The organism is Chitinophaga sp. (assembly GCF_017745275.1).
Lineage (GTDB): Bacteria > Bacteroidota > Bacteroidia > Chitinophagales > Chitinophagaceae > Chitinophaga.
Genome location: NZ_JAGHZS010000012.1, coordinates 26500 through 45602 on the forward strand (window position 1 = coordinate 26500; position 19103 = coordinate 45602).

Here is a 19103-nt window from a genome sequence, read left to right on the forward strand (position 1 = left end):
GATGTGAAAATTAATCCCTAAACATGTCGAAATTCAACCTTTATCTATATTTATTCGTACTGGCGCCATTGTTATCCTTCGCCCAGCATAAGGTCAGCGGTAAAGTGACGGATAACAAGAAACATCCGTTAGCTGGCGTAAACATCGCCATAAAGGGTTCCTATGATGGGGCTACTACTACTGCCGATGGATCCTTTTCTTTTACTACCACTGCCACCGGAGATCACCTGTTGTCCGCTACCCTCACAGGCTATCAGATGCTGGAGTTACAAATAAATACAGACACAGATCAGCAACTGAATATAGTACTTAAAAATGCGGTGAATGCGCTACGCGTAGTCACTATATCTGCCGGTAGCTTTGAAGCCAGCGATGATAAAAAAGGGACAGTATTGAAACCGCTCGACATTGTAACAACGGCAGGTGCCGGTGCTGATATTGTGAACGCCATCAAAACTTTGCCTGGTGCACAACAAACCAACGACCGGGAAGGGCTGTTTGTACGCGGAGGAACAGGGTATGAAACTCAAACCCTCATAGATGGTATGCTGGTAAGGAATCCTTTTTCTACCAGCTTACCCGATATCCCTGGCCGTGGCCGTTTTTCTCCTTTTCTCTTTAAAGGAACTACCTTCAGCAGCGGTGGTTATTCTGCACAATATGGGCAGGGATTGTCTTCTGCCCTGATCCTGGAATCTGTTGATTTGCCGGAGCGTTCTTCTTCCTCTGTAGGTGTATCTGTTATTGGTGCCAGCGCTGGTTTAGATAACCTGTCGAAAGATAAAAAGACCTCTTACGGTGTGGAAGCTGACTACACGAACCTGTCTCCTTATTTCAATATTTTTAAACCCAAACAAACGCCCAACCTCGGTCCGGAAATTATAGGCACATCCGTTAACTTTCGCCATAAAACATCCAGGACAGGGATGCTGAAGTTTTATGGATATGGTAACTGGACAAAGATGGGATTCGATAAAAATAGCCTGGAATACCCGGGATATACAGAATCTTTTAAGTTGCATAACCATAACTTTTACACGAACCTCACTTACCGGGAGAATATCGGGCACGACTGGCACCTCTACCTGGGCGCCTCTTTCAGCTCTAACCTCGATAATATAGATGCAGACACTTTACGCAAAAATCCAATGCCGACGCTGATCCGGGGGCAGTCGGATCTAAGTCAGACAAAAGTGATGCTGCATAAGAACCTGGGACAATTCTCGGTGATTCGCTTTGGTGGGGAGTATCAGTATGCTATCGAAAAGTCGGCGTTTAACAGTAACAACGCTAATTACGTGGACAACTACACCGCTGCTTTTGCGGAAGGAGATATCTATTTTACTCCCAGCTTTGTAGGACGTGTAGGTGGCCGTGCAGAGTATACTTCTGTATTGGGAAAAATGAATTTAGCTCCCCGAGTGTCGCTGGCTTACAAGATGAATAACTACAGCCAGTTTTCTGTCGCCTATGGTGATTATTACCAGAAACCGGAACCACAGTATGTTCGCTTTGATCACCACCTCGGCTATATGAAAGCCACCCACTATATTGCCAGCTATCAACGGGTAGCCACTGATTATACTTTCCGTACGGAAGTGTTTTATAAGAAATACAGCGACCTGGTGAAAACAGTGCCCGGCTATAACAACAATGGTAGCGGCTATGCACAAGGTATAGAGGTATTCTGGCGTGATCGTAAAACCTTTAAAAACGTGGATTACTGGATCTCTTATTCTTACCTTGATACCAAGCGGGATTACCTGAACTATCCGTTCCGCGTACAGCCGGACTTCGCCGCCACACATACCGCAAGCCTTGTATATAAGCACTACTTTCCGAAGATCACCACTAACCTTGGATTAACGTATACATTTGCTACCGGTCGCCCGTATTACGACCCTACTTTGCCTGCTGACAAGTTTATGTCGGAAAAAACGATGACGTACAATGCATTGGGGGTAAGCGCCAGTTACCTGACCTCTATCCGCAAAGCTTTTACCATCTTTGTTTTGTCAGTTAGTAATGCACCGGGTAACAAGCAGGTGTTTGGTTACCACTATTCTTCTGATGGCCTGCGCCGGGATGAAATTACACCGAATGTACCCCGGTTTATTTTCCTGGGTATGTTTATGAATTTCGGTATAGACAGAAGACAGGATGTTATTAATAACCTCTAATCACAATAAATATGAAACGTTTCTTTTTAGCTTTTTTAATTGCGGGTACTTGTACTTCCGCTACCATGGCCCAAAGCGCACAGTACCAGGATGCGATGGTGAAACAAACCGCTGATCTGGATAGTGCCGGCACATTTACTCCTGAAGGGCTGCAACAGAAAAGCAATACCTTCGAACGCATTGCGGATGCCGAAAAAGTACAATGGTTACCCTATTACTACGCTGCTTATATGCAGGTAATGCAAGCCCTTACCCAGAAAGATAAAAGTCAGACAGATGCGCTGGCAGACAAAGCAGAAGCTAACCTGGATAAGGCAGATGCGCTAAGTCCCAAGAATTCAGAAATTGCCTGCGTTCGTTCACTGGTAGCTACAGCCAGACTCACCGTAGATCCTATGACAAGGGGAATGAAATATGGTATGGAAGCAGCCGCTCAGCTGGAAGCAGCCAAGGCACTGAATCCTGAAAATCCCCGTGTATACATGTTACAGGGACAATCCTTATTATTTACACCAGAACAATTTGGTGGTAGTAAGTCGAAAGCCAAAACTACCTTCGAGCTGGCGTTGGAAAAGTTTGCCGCCTTCAAGCCGGAAAGTAACATTGCTCCACATTGGGGAGAGGGGTATACCCGCAAGCTGCTGGAAGCCAGCCAGAAATAATTTGAAATCTATTATCCAGGTATTTAACTATTTTGTTCTCATTACACGGAAACCATTGGAACAAAATAGTTAAATGCCTGACCAGGTATCTCAGAAAAACATGCTCATGGACTTTAAAGATCTGGATCCCGTACTACATTCACAATTGCGGCTGGCTATCATGTCGATATTACTCAGCGAGGAGGAAGCAGAGTTTACTTTGCTGAAAGAAAAGACGAATGCCACCGCAGGTAATTTAAGTGTGCAGATTAACAAGTTGCGTGATGTGGCCTATATCACTGTAGTAAAGCAATTTAAGGACAATTATCCCCAAACAATTTGTAAAATAACTGCTGCCGGCAGGAAGGCCTTTGAGAATTATGTTAATTCTATCCAGGGGTATTTGAATGCAGGAAAGCGTAAAGCATAAAGCATAAAGCAAAAAGCTATTGAAGCGACTGACAAACGCGAGTAGGTTGTTATAATACTCACGTTTGTCAGTCGCTTCAATAGCTTTTTGCTTTATGCTTTCCGCTTTATGCTTATTCGGATGCCAATTCAGTTTTCTTCAGTGGGTTCCGGGTATTTTCTGCGTAGCGTATGCGTTGTTCGAGTATTTCCAGGCAGGTAAAGATGGCTTGTCTGAAGGAATCAGGGTCTGCTACATTTTTGCCGGCAATATCGAAGGCGGTACCATGATCCGGAGAGGTGCGTACAATGCCGAGACCTGCGGTATAGTTGATACCATTGCCGCTAGCCAGTGATTTGAAAGGAATGAGGCCCTGGTCGTGGTACATGGCCAATACGCCATCAAATTGTTTAAACATTTCACGGGCAAAAAATGCGTCGGCACTATAAGGTCCGAAACACAGTATACCATTGCCTTTGGCGTGACGGATAGCTGGAATAATCTGTTCTATTTCTTCGCGTCCTATCAGGCCGTCGTCGCCTGCATGTGGGTTGAGGCCCAGTACTGCGATACGGGGTTGATCTATACCGAAATCTTTTACCAGGCTGTCTTTCATGAGTTGCAGCTTGCCCAGGATATTTTCCTTGGTCACGTATTTGGCTACATCTGCTAAAGGAACATGTTCGGTGAGCAGGCCTACACGCATGTTGTCGGCGGTCATGAACATAAGTACATCCTTAGCCTGGAAGGCATCCCGCAGGTAAGGGGTATGACCGGTATAGTTAAAGTTAGCGCTCTGGATATTATTTTTATGAATGGGAGCAGTTACCAATCCGCTGATATAGCCGTCCTGCATACATTTGATGGCTACTTCCAGTGCCCGGGCAGCGTATTTACCCCCGGTTTCATTCAGCACACCCGGCGTGATCTGTACTTCCTCTTCCCAGCAGTTATACACATTTACCTGCTTATGATTCAGGCGGGTAAAGTCCTTGATACTCTGGTAATTGAAGTTGTTTTCATTCATCAGCTTCCGGTAAAAGTTGATGGTTTTGTTGGACGCAAAAATCACCGGCGTACAAAACTCCATCATACGTGTGTCCATAAACGTTTTGATGATAATTTCTGCGCCAATGCTGTTGATATCGCCAATGGTGATACCTATTACCGGTTTGTTGGTCTGGGTGGTACTCATGCTGTGTTGCCTCAATGAGGGGCAAATATAAGCATTTAGCTTTTAGCATTTAGTGGTTAGCTTTTGGCAAATACCGGGAAGATTAACGTCGCATTTGCTAAAAGCTAACAGCTAAGTGCTAAAAGCTTATCTTTGCATCCTCCATGTATACATTAAAAAAATCTCTCGGCCAGCATTTCCTGACGGATGAAAATATTTCCAGGAAAATTGTGGAGTCGTTACCTGTAACCGAAGGCCAGCAAGTGCTGGAAGTGGGCCCTGGTGGGGGTGCCATCACAAAATACCTGTTGCAGTTGCCAGGTATTCAATTTAAGGCCATCGAGCTGGATACTGAAAAGGTACAGTTCCTGGAAAAAACTTATCCCGATATCAGGGGTAAGCTGATCAATGAAAGCATCCTGGATGCCGCCTTACCTTTTGAAGGTCCCTTCCGCCTGATCGGCAACTTCCCTTACAATATTTCTACCCAGATCATGTTCAAAGTGCTCGATTGGCGCAGCCAGGTGGATGTGGTGGTAGGCATGTTCCAGAAGGAAGTAGCCCAGCGTATTGCTGCCCCGCATGGCAATAAGGAATATGGTATCCTGAGCGTGTTGTTACAAGCATATTATAAAATCGAATATTTATTTGAAGTACACGAAAATTGCTTCAATCCGCCCCCTAAAGTGAAATCTGCCGTAATCCGCCTTACCAGGCTGGAACAACCGGCTGATATTGCCTCTGAACGCAAATTTTTTGTATTGGTGAAAACAGCCTTCGGACAACGACGCAAGCAATTGCGTAATCCGCTGAAGACCATGTTTGATAAGGAACTGTTAGCACAGGATCCCATCTTTACAAAAAGAGCGGAAGAGTTGAGTGTGGCCGATTTTGCAGCATTATCCCATAAGATGATATGAGCAGGAAAGTATTAGTTACCGCAAAAACACACCCGTATTTGATAGACCAGCTGGAAAGCAAAGGATTTGATGTTATTTACCAGCCGGGCATTACGTATGATGAAGTATACAGCACCATTCATGATTGTGTGGGACTGATTGTGACTACCCGTATCCGGGTAGATAAATATATCCTGGATCACGCTACCTCCCTGCAGTGGATTGGACGTTTAGGCTCAGGCATGGAGCTGATAGATGTACCTTATGCAGAAAGCAAAGGGATTCACTGTGTGAGCAGTCCTGAAGGTAACCGGGATGCAGTAGGGGAGCAGGCCGTTGGCATGCTGCTTTGCCTGTTGAACAATGTGCTGAAAAGTAACCTGGAGCTAAGGAATGGCATCTGGGAGCGGGATGGCAACCGGGGCTATGAGTTGAATGGAAAAACCGTAGGGATTATTGGTTATGGTAATACCGGTAGCACCTTTGCGCATAAATTGCAGGGGTTTGATGTGAATATCCTGGCATACGATAAGTATAAAACCGGGTTTGGTACTGCTGCCGTGAAAGAAGCTACTATGGAGGATATCTTCCGGCAGGCGGATGTAGTAAGTGTACATCTGCCCTTAACAGCAGAAACAAAACACCTGGCTAATGCGGCCTTCTTTGCCGCCTTTGCTCGCCCGGTGTGGTTCATGAATACTGCCAGGGGGAAGCTGGTGAATACACCAGACCTGATAGCGGCGCTGGAAAACGGTGTGATAGCAGGGGCTTGCCTGGATGTATTGGAAAACGAAAAACCGGATACATATACCGAAGTTGAAAAAGCGCAATTAGCGTGGCTGTTGAAGGCGCCTAATGTGGTGGTAACCCCGCATATTGCTGGTTATTCCCACCAGGCGAGTATTAAAATGGCCCGCATTGTATTAGAGAAATTAAACATTTTATAAACCTGTCAAGCAGGTGGTGGTTTCTGAGGTAAATAATTGATTTTCAATTTATTTATCTCAGAAATAAGGCCCTTTTTTCTTTATAGGAAATTCATTATATTTGCGATAATACCAGTAAACAACGCTTCTGTGCAAATGGAGGCGTTGATTTTTTTTTCTTATAACCACAAAAAACACAACAGGTTATGTCTGGCATAAATTATATAACGAAGGAAACCCTGGATCAGATGATGAATGAACTGACCCAACTTAAAACCAAGGGTCGGGCTGAAATTGCGCGTGCTATTTCAGAGGCCAGGGAAAAGGGAGACTTGAAGGAAAATGCCGAATATGATGCCGCCAAGGAAGCACAGGGTTTGCATGAAGCTAAGATTGCCACACTTGAAAGTGCGATAGCTACCTCACGTATTGTGAGTGCAGATGCGATAGATACTTCTAAAGTATCTATTCTGTGTAAAGTAACTATTACCAATGTAGCTAATAAAAAGACAGTTACTTACCAGATAGTTTCTGAAACAGAGGCCGATCTTAAAGCGGGCAAAATTTCTGTTACTTCACCTATTGGAAAAGGCTTACTAGGAAAGCATGTAGGAGATGTGGCCGAAGTACAGGCGCCAAATGGACAGATTAAATTTAAGATTGATAGTATTACTGCTTAACCGGTACTGCTACTTTTTAATGATATTTGCAGGGGTTGCATTCATTTGCAACCCTTTTTATTTTTACTTTGGTAATAAGAAATAACGACTATGACCATCTTCACGAAAATCATCAAAGGTGAAATTCCGAGTTATAAGATAGCGGAGAATGAACATTTTTATGCCTTCCTGGATATTTTCCCGTTGGTAAAAGGGCATACCCTGGTAATTCCCAAAGTGGAAACAGATAAGTTTTTTGATGTTTCGGACGATCTGATGAAGGAGTGGCTATTGTTTGCCAAGCCTATTGCACATGCCATAGAGAAAGTCGTTCCCTGTAATCGTGTAGGCGTGAGTGTGGTAGGGCTGGAAGTTCCACATGCACATATGCATCTCATCCCGATTAACTCGGCTGACGACCTGAATTTTTCCCGTAGTAAGCTGAAGCTGTCTGCAGAAGAATTTAAGGAGATACAGTCACAAATTGTAGCTGCTTTATAAGCGTATTACCGGGGAGGGGGAACATTAAACCGGAAGCCCACCCCGTGTACTGTTTCCAGTTTAATTTGTGGATCTGATTTGAAATGTTTCCGTAGTTTGGTAATGAAAACATCCATACTACGTCCGAGGAAGTAGTCGTCTTTTCCCCATACATTGGAAAGAATGTCTTCTCTTTTAAGTGTTTTATTGGGATTATTACAGAAGTATTTCAACAGGTCTGCTTCTTTCTGTGTTACCGAAATAGACACATCTCCATTGGTAGTAAAGAGCCGAAGATCATCATAATCAAAGGTGAGCAGTCCGATAGCAAACTGGTTGGACTTGTCTTTACCGCGGCCCATGGTGCGTTTCAGGAACACTTCAATACGGAGTATTAACTCCTGCATACTGAAAGGTTTGCTGATATAATCATCCGCTCCTGTTTGGAGACCTGCTATTCTGTCTTCTTTTTCATTTTTGGAAGTGAGGAATAATATAGGAACGTGGTCGTTTAGTTCGCGGATTTGCTGCGCCAGTTGTAGTCCGTCTTTTTTGGGCATCATCACATCCAGTAAGCAAATATCAAAAGAGCGTAGCTGAAACTGCTCCCATGCCGCCTGGCCGTCTATACTGTGCACTACATCATAACCCGCTTCTTCCAATCGTTTTTTCGTAACCGCACCAATATTTTGATCATCTTCCACCAATAGGATTCTTGCTTTCATATCTGCCTGATGCTGATTAATATAAAAAAGCTTGTTATATAACCTGTCAATAACAATGATGGTCACTTTTCATAGTTAAGCTATGATCCGGTCTCTTGCCGGTAGCTTTAATTGGGTTGCTGAATTTCAACCAAAGTAACTACAATTTACGGATTTATGAAATAACCTTTCGCCTGTTTGTTTTTACCGGGTAATCCTTTCGGGGTGTTGCTGCAGGAATTGATCCCAACCTTTCGCTTTGCTGATGCCTGCAAGCGGATTAGCTTCCTGGTAAAAATGGCACACCGCTACAGCCAGCGCATCTGTAGCATCAAGGTAATCAGGACGTTCCGGGATGCTGAGAATACGCTGCAGCATCAGCCACACTTGCTCTTTATCTGCGTTACCATTACCAGTAACGGATTGCTTTACTTTTTTGGGAGAATATTCTGTTACTGCCAGGCCTCCCTGAATGGCGGCTGCAATGGCCACTCCCTGGGCACGCCCGAGTTTGAGCATACTTTGTACATTCTTTCCAAAAAAAGGTGCTTCAATCGCAAAACTGCTGGGTTTGTGCTCCTGTATAAGTTCCTGTACCCTTGTGTGAATCAGTTGTAGTCGTTCATAGTGGTCTTTAAATTTGGATAGCTTCAGGACATCCATCTCCAGGAGACGGGCTTTTTTCCCTTCTATAAGTATAAGCCCATAGCCCATTACGAGGGTACCGGGGTCAATGCCGAGAATTATTTTTGACTTGTTTGCCAACCACAGTTTATTTTTGCCAAAATTTGACTATCTGAACAAAAGTACCAAAATAATTCTCAATTACTTATTAGGGGCAGGGCTTTTTACCTGGTTGGCTTATTCTATCTATTCACAGTTAAAGCACCGGGATAACCTCCAGGTTTCTCTTCAGCACATGTGGGAAACACTGCAGGAAAAAGGCTGGGTAGGGATTTTCCTGGTAGTGGTGCTCATGCTTTTTAACTGGGGGCTGGAAGCCCGCAAATGGCAGAAGTTAGTGGCACCACTGGAATCTGTGTCTTTTCCAAGAGCCTTCAGCGCCATTCTTTCGGGAGTGTCTTTATCTATTAATACCCCAAATCGTGTAGGCGAGTACGGTGGACGCATCCTTTATCTTCAAAATGAGAATAAGCTGAAAGCCATTGCAGCCACTATTGTTGGAAGCTTTAGCCAGTTGATAGTGACTATTATCTTTGGGTTAATTGGTTTACTATACTATATCAACAACTTCGCGCTGGCAAAGGAAGGCGCTTTCCTGAACCCTTCCGCCTGGCAGAAAATAATCCTGATTGCCGGTATACTTATTTGTGGCCTGACGATATTGTTATATTTTCGGTTACAAATTATTCTGTCTGTATTTGAAAAGGTGCCTTTTTTGAAAAAAGCAAAGGCGTTTGTTCAAATTATAGTGCAATACTCATCCGGCGAATTGTGTTACCTGTTGCTGCTTTCAGCCTTCCGGTATATAGTCTTCTCGGCACAGTATTTGATTTTGTTGGACGCACTTGGCATGGAGTTTATGTGGTGGCAGGCTTTCCTATTGAACAGCGTAATTTACCTGGTAATGGCTGGCGTTCCTACCATCGCCATCGCAGAATTGGGGGTACGTGGAAAAGTGAGTATCTTTTTCCTTGGTTTGTTGAGCTCCAATACCATGGCCATTATTGCTGCCACAGTAGGGATATGGCTGATTAACCTGGTAGTGCCCGCCGTTTTGGGGAGTGTATTGTTGTTAGGAGTAAAAATTTTTAAGGAAAAATAGCTTCCACCAATGAAGTATCTGCTACTATTTATCTTATGGCTCTCCTGTATTCAACGTGTTGAAGCGCAAACTGATTTCTGCTCCATTCGTAACACCAGCTTTAATGCCGGCGAAAGCATCACCCTGAAAGTATTCTATAACCTTGGTAAAATGTATGTAGGCGCCGGGGAAGCTACTTTTAATGTAGGCCTCGAACGCTTCGCCAACCGCGATGTATACCACGTAGTAGGAGATGGTAAAACCTACCGGGCATACGACTGGATCTTTAAAGTGCGGGATAAATACGAAAGCTATATCGACACTGCCACCATGCAACCCCTGAAGTTTATCCGTAACGTAAATGAAGGCGGTTACAAAATCTTTAATAACGTGGTGTTTAACCAGGCCGCCCATCAGGCCATCAGTACCAACGGTACCTTTACCGTACCTCCTTGTGTACAGGACGTTATCAGCGCCATCTATTACGCCCGTAACATCAATTTCGATAAATACGTGGCCGGCGATAAAATACCTTTTGCCATGTTCCTGGACGACCAGGTATATAATATCTATATCCGGTACATGGGCAAAGAAGAGATCAATACCAAGTTTGGAAAGTTCCGTGCTATCAAATTCAAACCACTCCTGATCAAAGGAACCATCTTCGAAGGCGGGGAAAAAATGACCGTATGGGTGAGCGATGATGCGAATAAAGTGCCTTTACGTATAGAAAGCCCCATCTCTGTAGGTAATATTGTGGTAGATATGGTCAATTACAGTAACCTCCGTTATCCCTTTACATCACTGCTGAGTAAGAAATAACCCGTATTCCGGGCTTATCATAGTAATAGTTTTAACAATTCATTTGACCGGTGGCCCCTAAATTTTACCGACCTTTCGTGCCGCAGAAAAACTTTATATTTGTTATAATCAATCCTTTATGATTATGGAAGAACGTAAACCGAAAATATTACTGGCTGAGGATGATACCAATCTGGGTATGGTACTGAAAAACTACCTGGAGCTGAATGACTACGATGTGGAATTGTGCCGCGATGGTATCCTGGCTCTGGCAGCCTTCCGCCGCGAAAAATTTGACATCTGTCTGCTGGACATTATGATGCCCAATATGGACGGATTTAAGCTGGCAGAAGAAATCAGGGATGTAGATCCTGATATCCCGCTTTTCTTCCTCTCCGCCAAAACCATGAAGGAAGATATCATCCAGGGATATAAACTGGGTGCAGATGATTATATCTCCAAACCCTTCGACAGTGAATTACTGCTGCTGAAAATCAAAGCCATCCTGAAACGTAACCAGGAACTGAATAGCAAAGAAGAAGAAGTACATGAGTTTGTAATTGGCTCTTACTCCTTTAACTCCCGCCTGCGTACACTGGCGCATAACAATGAAACACATACGCTCTCCCCTAAAGAGAACGAATTACTGCATATGTTATGCGAACATAAGAATGACCTGCTACCAAGAGAACTGGCATTGAAAAAAATATGGGGTAGCGATACCTACTTCAATGGTCGTAGTATGGATGTATACATCGCTAAATTGCGTAAATACCTGAAAGACGATCCAAATATTGAAATTGTAAATATCCACGGTAACGGATTCCGTTTGGTGGTGAAGGAAGCATAAAGCAGAAAGGCTAAAGCATAAAGCTATTAAAGCGAATGGTCTAAGCGAAATATACGCTCTGATCATTCGCTTTAATAGCTTTATGCTTTAGCCTTTCTGCTTTATGCTTAAAAAAGCAAATTACTCCCGCCTCTAAACGAGGTTTTCCCAAGATGGACGTATGCTTTCTCTGTTACTTCTCTTCCCCGTGGGGTACGTTTAATAAAGCCTTCCTGGATCAGGAATGGTTCATATACTTCCTCCAGGGTACCCGCTTCTTCCCCTACAGCAGTAGCAATAGTGGTAATACCCACCGGGCCTCCTTTGAAGTTTTCGATGATTACATTCAGGATGCGGTTATCCATTTCATCCAGGCCGTATTCATCTACATTCAGGGCTTTTAAGCTGAGCTGGGCTATTTCCATATCAATCACACCAGTACCAATTACCTGGGCGAAGTCACGCACCCGCCGTAGCAGTCCGTTGGCAATACGAGGGGTTCCCCGCGAGCGCCGGGCTATTTCATGAGCGGCATCAGACGTGATTTTGGTATTAAGCAGGCCGGCAGCACGCCACAGAATTTTTTGTAAAGTATTGGCATTATAGTATTCCAGTCTGGACTTAATCCCGAAGCGCGACAACAACGGCGCTGTGAGCAACCCGGAGCGGGTGGTAGCGCCTATCAGGGTAAAAGGCAGCAGGCTGATTTGTATGGAACGCGCGCTGGGACCCGTATCAATCATGATATCAATACGGTAATCCTCCATGGCAGAATACAGGTATTCTTCCACCACGGTGCTGAGCCGGTGTATTTCGTCAATAAACAGCACGTCTTTATCTTCCAGGTTGGTGAGCAAACCGGCCAGGTCGCCGGGCTTTTCGATCACCGGCCCCGAAGTTTCGCGGATGTTTACCCCCAGTTCGTTGGCCACAATACGCGACAGGGTGGTTTTTCCCAGTCCCGGAGGACCGTGAAACAACACGTGGTCGAGGGCTTCGCCACGCATCTTCGCCGCTTTAATGAATATCTTCAGGTTCTCGATAATTTGATCCTGACCTGAAAAATCCATGATCTCTTTGGGACGAATACTATTCTCAAACTCTTTGTCTGCGGCACTGAGTCTGGTATCGTCTGGTCTTAAAGGCTGATTGGACATAATGATATAGCATCAAAAATACGCAAATATTCAAAGGGAGGAGGCAAGGTTCCTGTTTATATCATTCGCTATTGCAACATCTTTCATCATAAGATAGAAAAATCATATAAAGTGTATGGTTATCCTACCAAAGTGTTAGCTTCACCTGATGGGAAAACGTTAGACTTGCAATCTGCACAAACAATGCAGCTATGCCTAAGGTATGTTCAACCAGAGAAATAGCCACCATCAACAACCAATAAAAAAATAAGAAAAAGGATTAACTGCTTTATGAGGAAATCACTGTTATTATGTTTCGCTGCCGGTACGATAGCTATTACCGGTTATGCGCAGGATATTAAAGAAAAAGAAGTAGCCCGCATTATCGGCACATTGGCCGCAGATGATATGGGTGGCCGCTTACCTGGCACTCCCGGGATAGAAAAAGCTGCAAATTTTATCAGCAGCGAATTTAGTAAAGCGGGTCTGCAACCCTTGCCCGGCGAAAAGAATTTTTTCCAGGAATTTGGAAAATACCGCATGGAACAATCCAGTGTAGCCCTTACCGTTAATGGGCAGGAAAAAGACTGGCCCGTTATTCCCGTAGGCGCTGGCCGTGATTTTGACTGGGAAAAAGATGGCAGCTATAATGAGCTGCATGCAAAAGATCCGGCAGCGCTGATGCAGATCCTGCGTCATCCGGAAAAGTTAGAAAAGAATACGCTGATATGGCTGGATCCATCCATGGCTGGCTACCTGAGCGACTTATCCGCCTCTTTTTCTGAACGGAGCTATGATACCAGGGAAGCACTGGAAACAGCTGCCGATAAGGCATCCGAAGGAAAGCATATGATCATGGTCTTCGAAAAAGAACCGGTAGCGGCCGATGCTACCTGGCGTATACATCTCCGGAGGGCTATTCATATACAACACTTTGCCAATGTAGCCGGCATGATTAAAGGCAGTGGTAAACCCGACGAATATGTGGTGTTCTCCGGCCACTATGATCACCTGGGTACTTTACCTGCTGTAGCCGGCGATAGCATTGCCAACGGCGCAGATGATGATGCGTCCGGTACTACGGCAGTTATTATGTTGGCGAAACATTTTAAGAAACATCCACCGGTACGTTCTGTTATTTTCGTGGCTTTCACTGCTGAAGAGTCTGGCGGACACGGCTCCCGTTACTTCTCTGAAAAACAGGATCCGGACAAAGTAGTGGCTATGTTTAATATTGAAATGATTGGGAAGGAATCCAAATTTGGCAGGAACAGTGCCTTCATTACCGGCTTCGAGCGTTCTGATTTCGGACAAATCCTTCAACGTAACCTCCACGGCTCTACGTTTAGTTTTTATCCGGATCCTTATCCTGAACAAAATTTATTCTACCGTTCTGATAATGCCACCCTCGCCAGACAAGGTGTGCCGGCACATACTATTTCCACTACACAAATCGATAAAGACCAATACTATCACACAGTTGATGACGAGCTGTCTACACTGGATGTAGGAAATATTACTGATATCATTAATGCTATAGCTATCAGTGCCGGTACTATTGTGAATGGAACGGACACGCCTACACGAATTGAAAAGGCGTCTGTGAAGTAAAATAATGAGGGGCTGATATAATATATTGATCCGATGGAACGTTGTTCCGTCGGATCTTTCTTTTTTAATTAACAATGAACTTATTTGTTTTCGCAAATTCTTTGTTAAATTTACCGGAAGAATTTCCCCATTAGTCATTAAAAACCATATCAATAATGAAAACCGGAATCCTACAATTCTGCGGTGCTGTGGGCATTGCATCGATCATGCTGTCTTCTTGTTCTAACAAGGACATGGCTGGTCCTGACACACAACAACCAATCAACGATGCCGACGTAGCGAGTGTCAACTACGAAATTTCAGCCGTCAATCCGACTGCCACGTTATCTCCTGATGCTTCAGGACGCTTATCTGCTATTACAGGTGATGCTTCCATGGCAAAAGCAGCATCTGGTGGTTTTGACATCACCTGGGATACTGCTACGGCCCGCTTAAGAGAAATCCGCTTCGATGCCAGACGCGGAAAAGATGAACTGGAGTTCAAATTAAAAACAGATCGCCAGATTGATCTGAAGAAAGTACCAACCCTGCTGGGTGCCATTAAAATTCCAAAAGGCACTTATCAGCAGGTAAAAGTGTATGCCAGAGTAGAAGGAGATAAGAAAGATCCTGCAGTAAAACTCAAAGGCTTCATTACCTGGGATAGCAAAAAAATTCCAGTAGAAATTCTGCTTTCCGGCCAGATTGAATTAATGGCGCACGGAAAGGATGTAGTAGTAACAGATACCAAAATCGATTGGAAAGGTTCTCTGAAAATTTCTATGGACCTGATTCTGACCAAACTGCAAATCGGCGACTTCACTGGTTCCTTTAACAATGGTAAATTGCAAATCTCTGTTGACATCAATGGTAACCTCCATAACAAGGTGGTAGATGCATTGGAAAACAGCATGTCTGTTGAACACACACATGATTGAGGTGAGAAGCTGAAAGCATAAAGCTGAAAGCAAAAAGCTATTATAGCGAATAACAGAACTGTATGAGTAATTTAAATACTCGCCCTGTTATTCGCTATAATAGCTTTTTGCTTTCAGCTTCTTTGCTATAGCTGAACCTCCGCATACACAGCAAAGTGATCAGACGCATATCTTCCTTCCCACGCTTCAGATATGGTCGCATGTTTCTCCACATTGAATTTCCCTTTCAGGAAAATATAATCGATCGGTTGATCGCCTTCTACACGCCATCCATGGAAAGTGCCTACCGGGCCATAGTGTGGCGTTTGGCTAATGGATTTACTATCTGTTAAATGCAATGGATCATTGGCATTCTCAATGATTTGAATAGGTTCGTCAGCAGGAATTGCATTGAAATCACCAGTGATAATAGCCGGTGTAGTACCTGCTATTGAATGTACCTGCTGTAACAGGAACTTCGCACTTTCCCTGCGGGCAATTTTGCCCATATGATCAAAGTGTGTATTGAAGTGGAAAAATACTTTGTTTGTTTTTTTATCGCGGAATTTACCCCAGGTAACAATGCGTGTACACGCGCCATCCCAGCCTATCTTACCTGCCACCGTCGGTGTTTCGGACAACCAGAAGGTTTCGCTTTTTAATAACTGTAAACGGCTGGTATCATAAAATATCGCGGAGTATTCTCCCTTTGTTTTTCCATCGTCTCTGCCCACGCCAATGCTTTTATAAGCAGGCAAGCGTTGTTGCAGATCCTGCATCTGGTCATGTAGTGCTTCCTGTACGCCCAATGTAGACGCACCGTAGAACAATATTGTTGATGCTACTTTGTCTTTGCGATGAGGCCAGGCATTTAAGCTATCGTCGGGATTATTATACCGGATATTAAATGTCATTACCTTCAATGGTGCCTGTGCGGCCAGGGTACCCATCATCAGGCAGCAAAGGCCTGACAGCCATAGTTTTTTCATTCCCAAAAATTTTACCGCATAAAAATAATACCTGTAACGGGAAAACCGAATGAATTAACTATTTGATGTTTTTAAGAGGAGAAAGTAGAAGATCAATGTGTATATTGATTCAATTGTAAAATCACGTCCGGGTCCGGGCAGTTTTGCAAATATTTCTCTCTTTCGCTATACCGGCATACACCCGGGTAATCTCCCCGGAATCCCTGCATGTCTTCAATTAACTGAAAGTGTAAATGCGGTGGCCATCCGCCATTTTCGGAAGGAGTGCCAAAATGAGCCAACGGCTGTCCTGCAGTTATAGGCATATTCTCATATAATCCCTGCAGGTTCGAGATGCTAAGGTGCCCGTATAAGGTATAAAAGAGATATCCTTCCAACTGATGCTGCAACACAATGGTGGCCCCGTAATCCCCGAAATGATCGTTGAACCGGAAGCTATGTATATGTGCGTTCATGGGCGCAAATATCTGCGTGCCCACATCTCCCCATACGTCTACGCCCAGATGCAGCCTTCTCGGCTCTTCTCCGGCGTCGAAATGAGGACTTACCGCATAAATGGTACGATGCTCTGCATACCCGCCAATGCCCAACCGGCAGCCACTTTGCGCAAGCGTATTGTTGACGTACCTGCTAAACTTGTTAATGTCCTGCAGTATATTCTTCGTGAGAGTAGTATTGTTGGCTGTAAAATCCATTACCAGCAGGGATTCATGATCTCCTAAAAGCGGAATAACCGGCTTGAAGGTGGATTGATGCTTCTTTAAGACCTCCTGTAACATATTTTTTATGCTTGACTTTCGTCTAAATATAAATATTAATTTGTGGATTAAATAATGATCGCCCTTGCAGTTCCCCGTATATATCCACCTGTTTTCCTTACATCTGCTGCTGCACGCAGTCACAGAAACATTGGGCATGTTTATAGGCTTCCGTTATTTCCTGTACCTGCGCAGGCAACAAGGCGATAGTATCGCAAGCAGTAACCGCGTTTGGGCCATTATAGGAGCTATTTTCGGGGCATTATTCGGGAGCCGGCTATTGGGAATGCTGGAGAATCCGCCTGGCCTCCTGGAAGCGCATAATACGGTGTTATACATCTACCAAAATAAAACAATTGTGGGCGGACTACTCGGCGGACTGGCAGGCGTTGAACTGATCAAGAAAGCAATAGGGGAGCGACATTCCACCGGCGATTTATTTGTATACCCACTGATACTCGCCATGATCATAGGCCGTATTGGCTGCTTTTCTATGGGTGTGTATGAAGAAACCTACGGCCTGCCCACTTCATTGCCATGGGGCATGAACCTCGGCGATGGCCAGCTCAGGCATCCGGTATCTCTCTATGAAATTATCTTCCTCATCATACTCTGGCTAACACTGGCGGCTATCAGTAAACGTTGGACGCTGGTCAGCGGCGGACGATTCAAACTTTTCATGATCGCCTACCTGCTGTTTCGTTTCGGGTTGGATTTTATTAAGCCCGGCTATCGCTTTGCCTTTGGCCTGGGATCTATACAATTGGCCTGCCTGGCAGGATTATGTTACTATTTACCTGTTATTCTTTTTCCATCACGACTAATTCAAAAGCAATATGCCTGAAAAAAATTATACCTATTACGACTTCACACTAAGCATCTGCAGCACCTGTTTACGGCGTGTAGATGCAAAGGTGATATTTGAAGAGGGGAAAGTTTTCATGATCAAACATTGTCCGCATCATGGAAAAGAAAAGGTATTGATTGCTACAGATATGGACTACTACAAAAATACCCGTAATTATAACAAGCCCTCTGAGGCCCCACTCAAAACCAATACCAGTACACATTACGGCTGCCCTTATGATTGCGGTTTATGTGCAGATCATGAGCAGCACTCTTGCTTAACCGTAATCGAAGTAACGGACCGTTGTAATCTTACCTGTCCTACCTGTTACGCAATGTCGTCGCCTCATTACGGCCGGCACCGTACACTGGAAGAAATAGAGCAGATGCTGGACATCATTGTGGCCAACGAAGGACAGCCTGATGTAATACAGCTCAGCGGGGGAGAACCTACTATTCATCCGCAGTTTTTTGAGATATTGGACATCGCCAAACGCAAGCCTATCCGGCACCTGATGATTAACACCAACGGTATACGTATCGCGAAAGACAAAGAATTTACTGCCCGCCTGGCTACTTATATGCCGGATTTTGAAGTGTATCTGCAATTCGATTCCTTTAAACCGGAAGTGCTGGAACGTATGCGTGGAAAGGATTTGACCGATATACGCCAACAGGCGATCGCTAACCTGAATGAAGTAAATCTCAGCACCACGCTGGTGGTCACCCTACAGAAAGGACTGAACGATGATGAAATGGGTGCCATTGTTGATTATGCCGTGAAACAACCTTGTGTGCGTGGTGTTACCTTTCAACCCGTGCAGGTAGCAGGTCGCACCGATGACTTTGACCCTGCCACAGATCGTATCACGTTAACAGAAGTACGGCAACGTATCCTGGAGCAGTCGCCTATCTGGAATTCGAATGACATCATTCCGGTACCTTGCAACCCTGATGCGCTGGCTATGGCCTATGCGCTGAAAATAGATGGACAGGTATATCCGCTGACGCGTTACGTAGATCCTACCGTATTACTGAATAACTCTAAAAATACCATCGTGTATGAGCAGGATGAAAAGCTGCACCAGCACGTGCTGAAGATTTTTAGTACCGGTATTTCCACCGATGCTGCCGTAAACGATATGCAGTCGTTACTTTGCTGTTTACCACAGGTGCAGGCTCCCGGTCTTGACTATACGAATTTATTCCGCATCGTGATTATGCGTTTCCTGGATGCGTACGATTTTGATGTACGCGCCATCAAAAAATCGTGTGTGCATATTGTTCATAAAGACGGCCGCATAGTACCTTTTGAAACAATGAATTTATTTTATAGAGATGATAAAGAAGAGTATTTGAAGGAACTGCAGAAAGAACGCTCCATCACTTCAATTGTTTAG

At 44.4% G+C, this 19103-nt stretch carries 20 protein-coding genes; 14 read left to right on the forward strand and 6 right to left on the reverse strand.

Going from position 1 to position 19103, the window contains the following annotated elements; all coding sequences use genetic code 11:
* Nucleotides 1–23: 23 nt before the first annotated feature.
* The 3 genes from J7623_RS29920 (at nucleotide 24) to J7623_RS29930 (ending at nucleotide 3251) form a co-directional block, all read left to right on the forward strand.
* A complete protein-coding gene (locus J7623_RS29920; protein ID WP_291928449.1) occupies nucleotides 24–2180 on the forward strand; it encodes a TonB-dependent receptor in 2157 nt (718 codons plus the stop codon).
* 11 nt (nucleotides 2181–2191) lie between these two features.
* Nucleotides 2192–2842, forward strand: a complete 651-nt coding sequence (locus tag J7623_RS29925; RefSeq protein ID WP_291928452.1) for a hypothetical protein — start codon at nucleotides 2192–2194, stop codon at nucleotides 2840–2842.
* Nucleotides 2843–2948: 106 nt separating this feature from the next.
* A complete protein-coding gene (locus tag J7623_RS29930) occupies nucleotides 2949–3251 on the forward strand; it encodes a transcriptional regulator (protein ID WP_291928454.1) in 303 nt (100 codons plus the stop codon).
* 112 nt (nucleotides 3252–3363) lie between these two features.
* On the opposite strand, the gene pdxA is transcribed toward J7623_RS29930, so the two are convergent.
* Entirely contained in the window at nucleotides 3364–4425 is a 1062-nt protein-coding gene (gene pdxA, locus J7623_RS29935; RefSeq protein WP_291928456.1) for a 4-hydroxythreonine-4-phosphate dehydrogenase PdxA, read from the reverse strand.
* A 143-nt stretch (nucleotides 4426–4568) separates the two neighbouring features.
* Between pdxA and rsmA the strand changes: the two genes are divergently transcribed.
* From rsmA to J7623_RS29955, 4 genes are all read left to right on the forward strand, one after another.
* Nucleotides 4569–5324, forward strand: a complete 756-nt coding sequence (gene rsmA, locus J7623_RS29940) for a 16S rRNA (adenine(1518)-N(6)/adenine(1519)-N(6))-dimethyltransferase RsmA (protein WP_291928459.1) — start codon at nucleotides 4569–4571, stop codon at nucleotides 5322–5324.
* A complete protein-coding gene (locus J7623_RS29945; RefSeq protein WP_291928462.1) occupies nucleotides 5321–6250 on the forward strand; it encodes an NAD(P)-dependent oxidoreductase in 930 nt (309 codons plus the stop codon). Before rsmA ends, J7623_RS29945 begins: the two co-directional genes overlap by 4 nt.
* Before the next feature lie 185 nt (nucleotides 6251–6435).
* On the forward strand, nucleotides 6436–6909 hold the full coding sequence (gene greA / locus J7623_RS29950; protein WP_291928465.1) for a transcription elongation factor GreA: 474 nt from the start codon (nucleotides 6436–6438) through the stop codon (nucleotides 6907–6909).
* A 90-nt stretch (nucleotides 6910–6999) separates the two neighbouring features.
* Complete coding sequence (locus J7623_RS29955) at nucleotides 7000–7389, forward strand: HIT family protein (RefSeq protein WP_291928468.1); 390 nt, start codon at nucleotides 7000–7002, stop codon at nucleotides 7387–7389.
* A gap of 5 nt (nucleotides 7390–7394) precedes the next feature.
* Here the strand turns inward: J7623_RS29955 and J7623_RS29960 are convergent, their stop codons facing one another.
* The gene (locus J7623_RS29960) at nucleotides 7395–8093 is read right to left on the reverse strand and encodes a response regulator transcription factor (protein WP_291928471.1); all 699 of its coding nucleotides are present in this window, start codon (nucleotides 8091–8093) and stop codon (nucleotides 7395–7397) included.
* 183 nt (nucleotides 8094–8276) lie between these two features.
* Complete coding sequence (gene ruvC, locus J7623_RS29965; protein WP_291928474.1) at nucleotides 8277–8837, reverse strand: crossover junction endodeoxyribonuclease RuvC; 561 nt, start codon at nucleotides 8835–8837, stop codon at nucleotides 8277–8279.
* A 13-nt stretch (nucleotides 8838–8850) separates the two neighbouring features.
* Between ruvC and J7623_RS29970 the strand changes: the two genes are divergently transcribed.
* The 3 genes from J7623_RS29970 to J7623_RS29980 all read left to right on the forward strand — a co-directional run bounded on the left by J7623_RS29970 (nucleotide 8851) and on the right by J7623_RS29980 (nucleotide 11488).
* Complete coding sequence (locus tag J7623_RS29970; RefSeq protein ID WP_291928477.1) at nucleotides 8851–9858, forward strand: lysylphosphatidylglycerol synthase domain-containing protein; 1008 nt, start codon at nucleotides 8851–8853, stop codon at nucleotides 9856–9858.
* 9 nt (nucleotides 9859–9867) lie between these two features.
* Entirely contained in the window at nucleotides 9868–10659 is a 792-nt protein-coding gene (locus tag J7623_RS29975; protein WP_291928480.1) for a DUF3108 domain-containing protein, read from the forward strand.
* 124 nt (nucleotides 10660–10783) lie between these two features.
* A complete protein-coding gene (locus J7623_RS29980) occupies nucleotides 10784–11488 on the forward strand; it encodes a response regulator transcription factor (RefSeq protein ID WP_291928483.1) in 705 nt (234 codons plus the stop codon).
* Nucleotides 11489–11595: 107 nt separating this feature from the next.
* On the opposite strand, the gene ruvB is transcribed toward J7623_RS29980, so the two are convergent.
* Complete coding sequence (gene ruvB / locus J7623_RS29985; RefSeq protein ID WP_291928485.1) at nucleotides 11596–12624, reverse strand: Holliday junction branch migration DNA helicase RuvB; 1029 nt, start codon at nucleotides 12622–12624, stop codon at nucleotides 11596–11598.
* Nucleotides 12625–12894: 270 nt separating this feature from the next.
* Here ruvB and J7623_RS29990 point away from each other — a divergent pair, with 270 nt between their 5' ends.
* Complete coding sequence (locus tag J7623_RS29990) at nucleotides 12895–14214, forward strand: M20/M25/M40 family metallo-hydrolase (protein ID WP_291928488.1); 1320 nt, start codon at nucleotides 12895–12897, stop codon at nucleotides 14212–14214.
* A 155-nt stretch (nucleotides 14215–14369) separates the two neighbouring features.
* Entirely contained in the window at nucleotides 14370–15131 is a 762-nt protein-coding gene (locus J7623_RS29995) for a hypothetical protein (protein WP_291928491.1), read from the forward strand.
* A gap of 125 nt (nucleotides 15132–15256) precedes the next feature.
* On the opposite strand, the gene J7623_RS30000 is transcribed toward J7623_RS29995, so the two are convergent.
* Both J7623_RS30000 and J7623_RS30005 read right to left on the reverse strand, forming a co-directional pair.
* Nucleotides 15257–16099, reverse strand: a complete 843-nt coding sequence (locus J7623_RS30000; protein ID WP_291928494.1) for an endonuclease/exonuclease/phosphatase family protein — start codon at nucleotides 16097–16099, stop codon at nucleotides 15257–15259.
* A 92-nt stretch (nucleotides 16100–16191) separates the two neighbouring features.
* On the reverse strand, nucleotides 16192–16878 hold the full coding sequence (locus tag J7623_RS30005) for a peptidoglycan DD-metalloendopeptidase family protein (RefSeq protein ID WP_291928495.1): 687 nt from the start codon (nucleotides 16876–16878) through the stop codon (nucleotides 16192–16194).
* A gap of 64 nt (nucleotides 16879–16942) precedes the next feature.
* Here J7623_RS30005 and J7623_RS30010 point away from each other — a divergent pair, with 64 nt between their 5' ends.
* Both J7623_RS30010 and J7623_RS30015 read left to right on the forward strand, forming a co-directional pair.
* Entirely contained in the window at nucleotides 16943–17701 is a 759-nt protein-coding gene (locus J7623_RS30010) for a prolipoprotein diacylglyceryl transferase family protein (RefSeq protein WP_291928498.1), read from the forward strand.
* Nucleotides 17694–19103 carry a radical SAM protein gene (locus tag J7623_RS30015; RefSeq protein ID WP_291928501.1) on the forward strand — a complete coding sequence of 470 codons (1410 nt, stop codon included), beginning with the start codon at nucleotides 17694–17696 and terminating at the stop codon, nucleotides 19101–19103. Before J7623_RS30010 ends, J7623_RS30015 begins: the two co-directional genes overlap by 8 nt.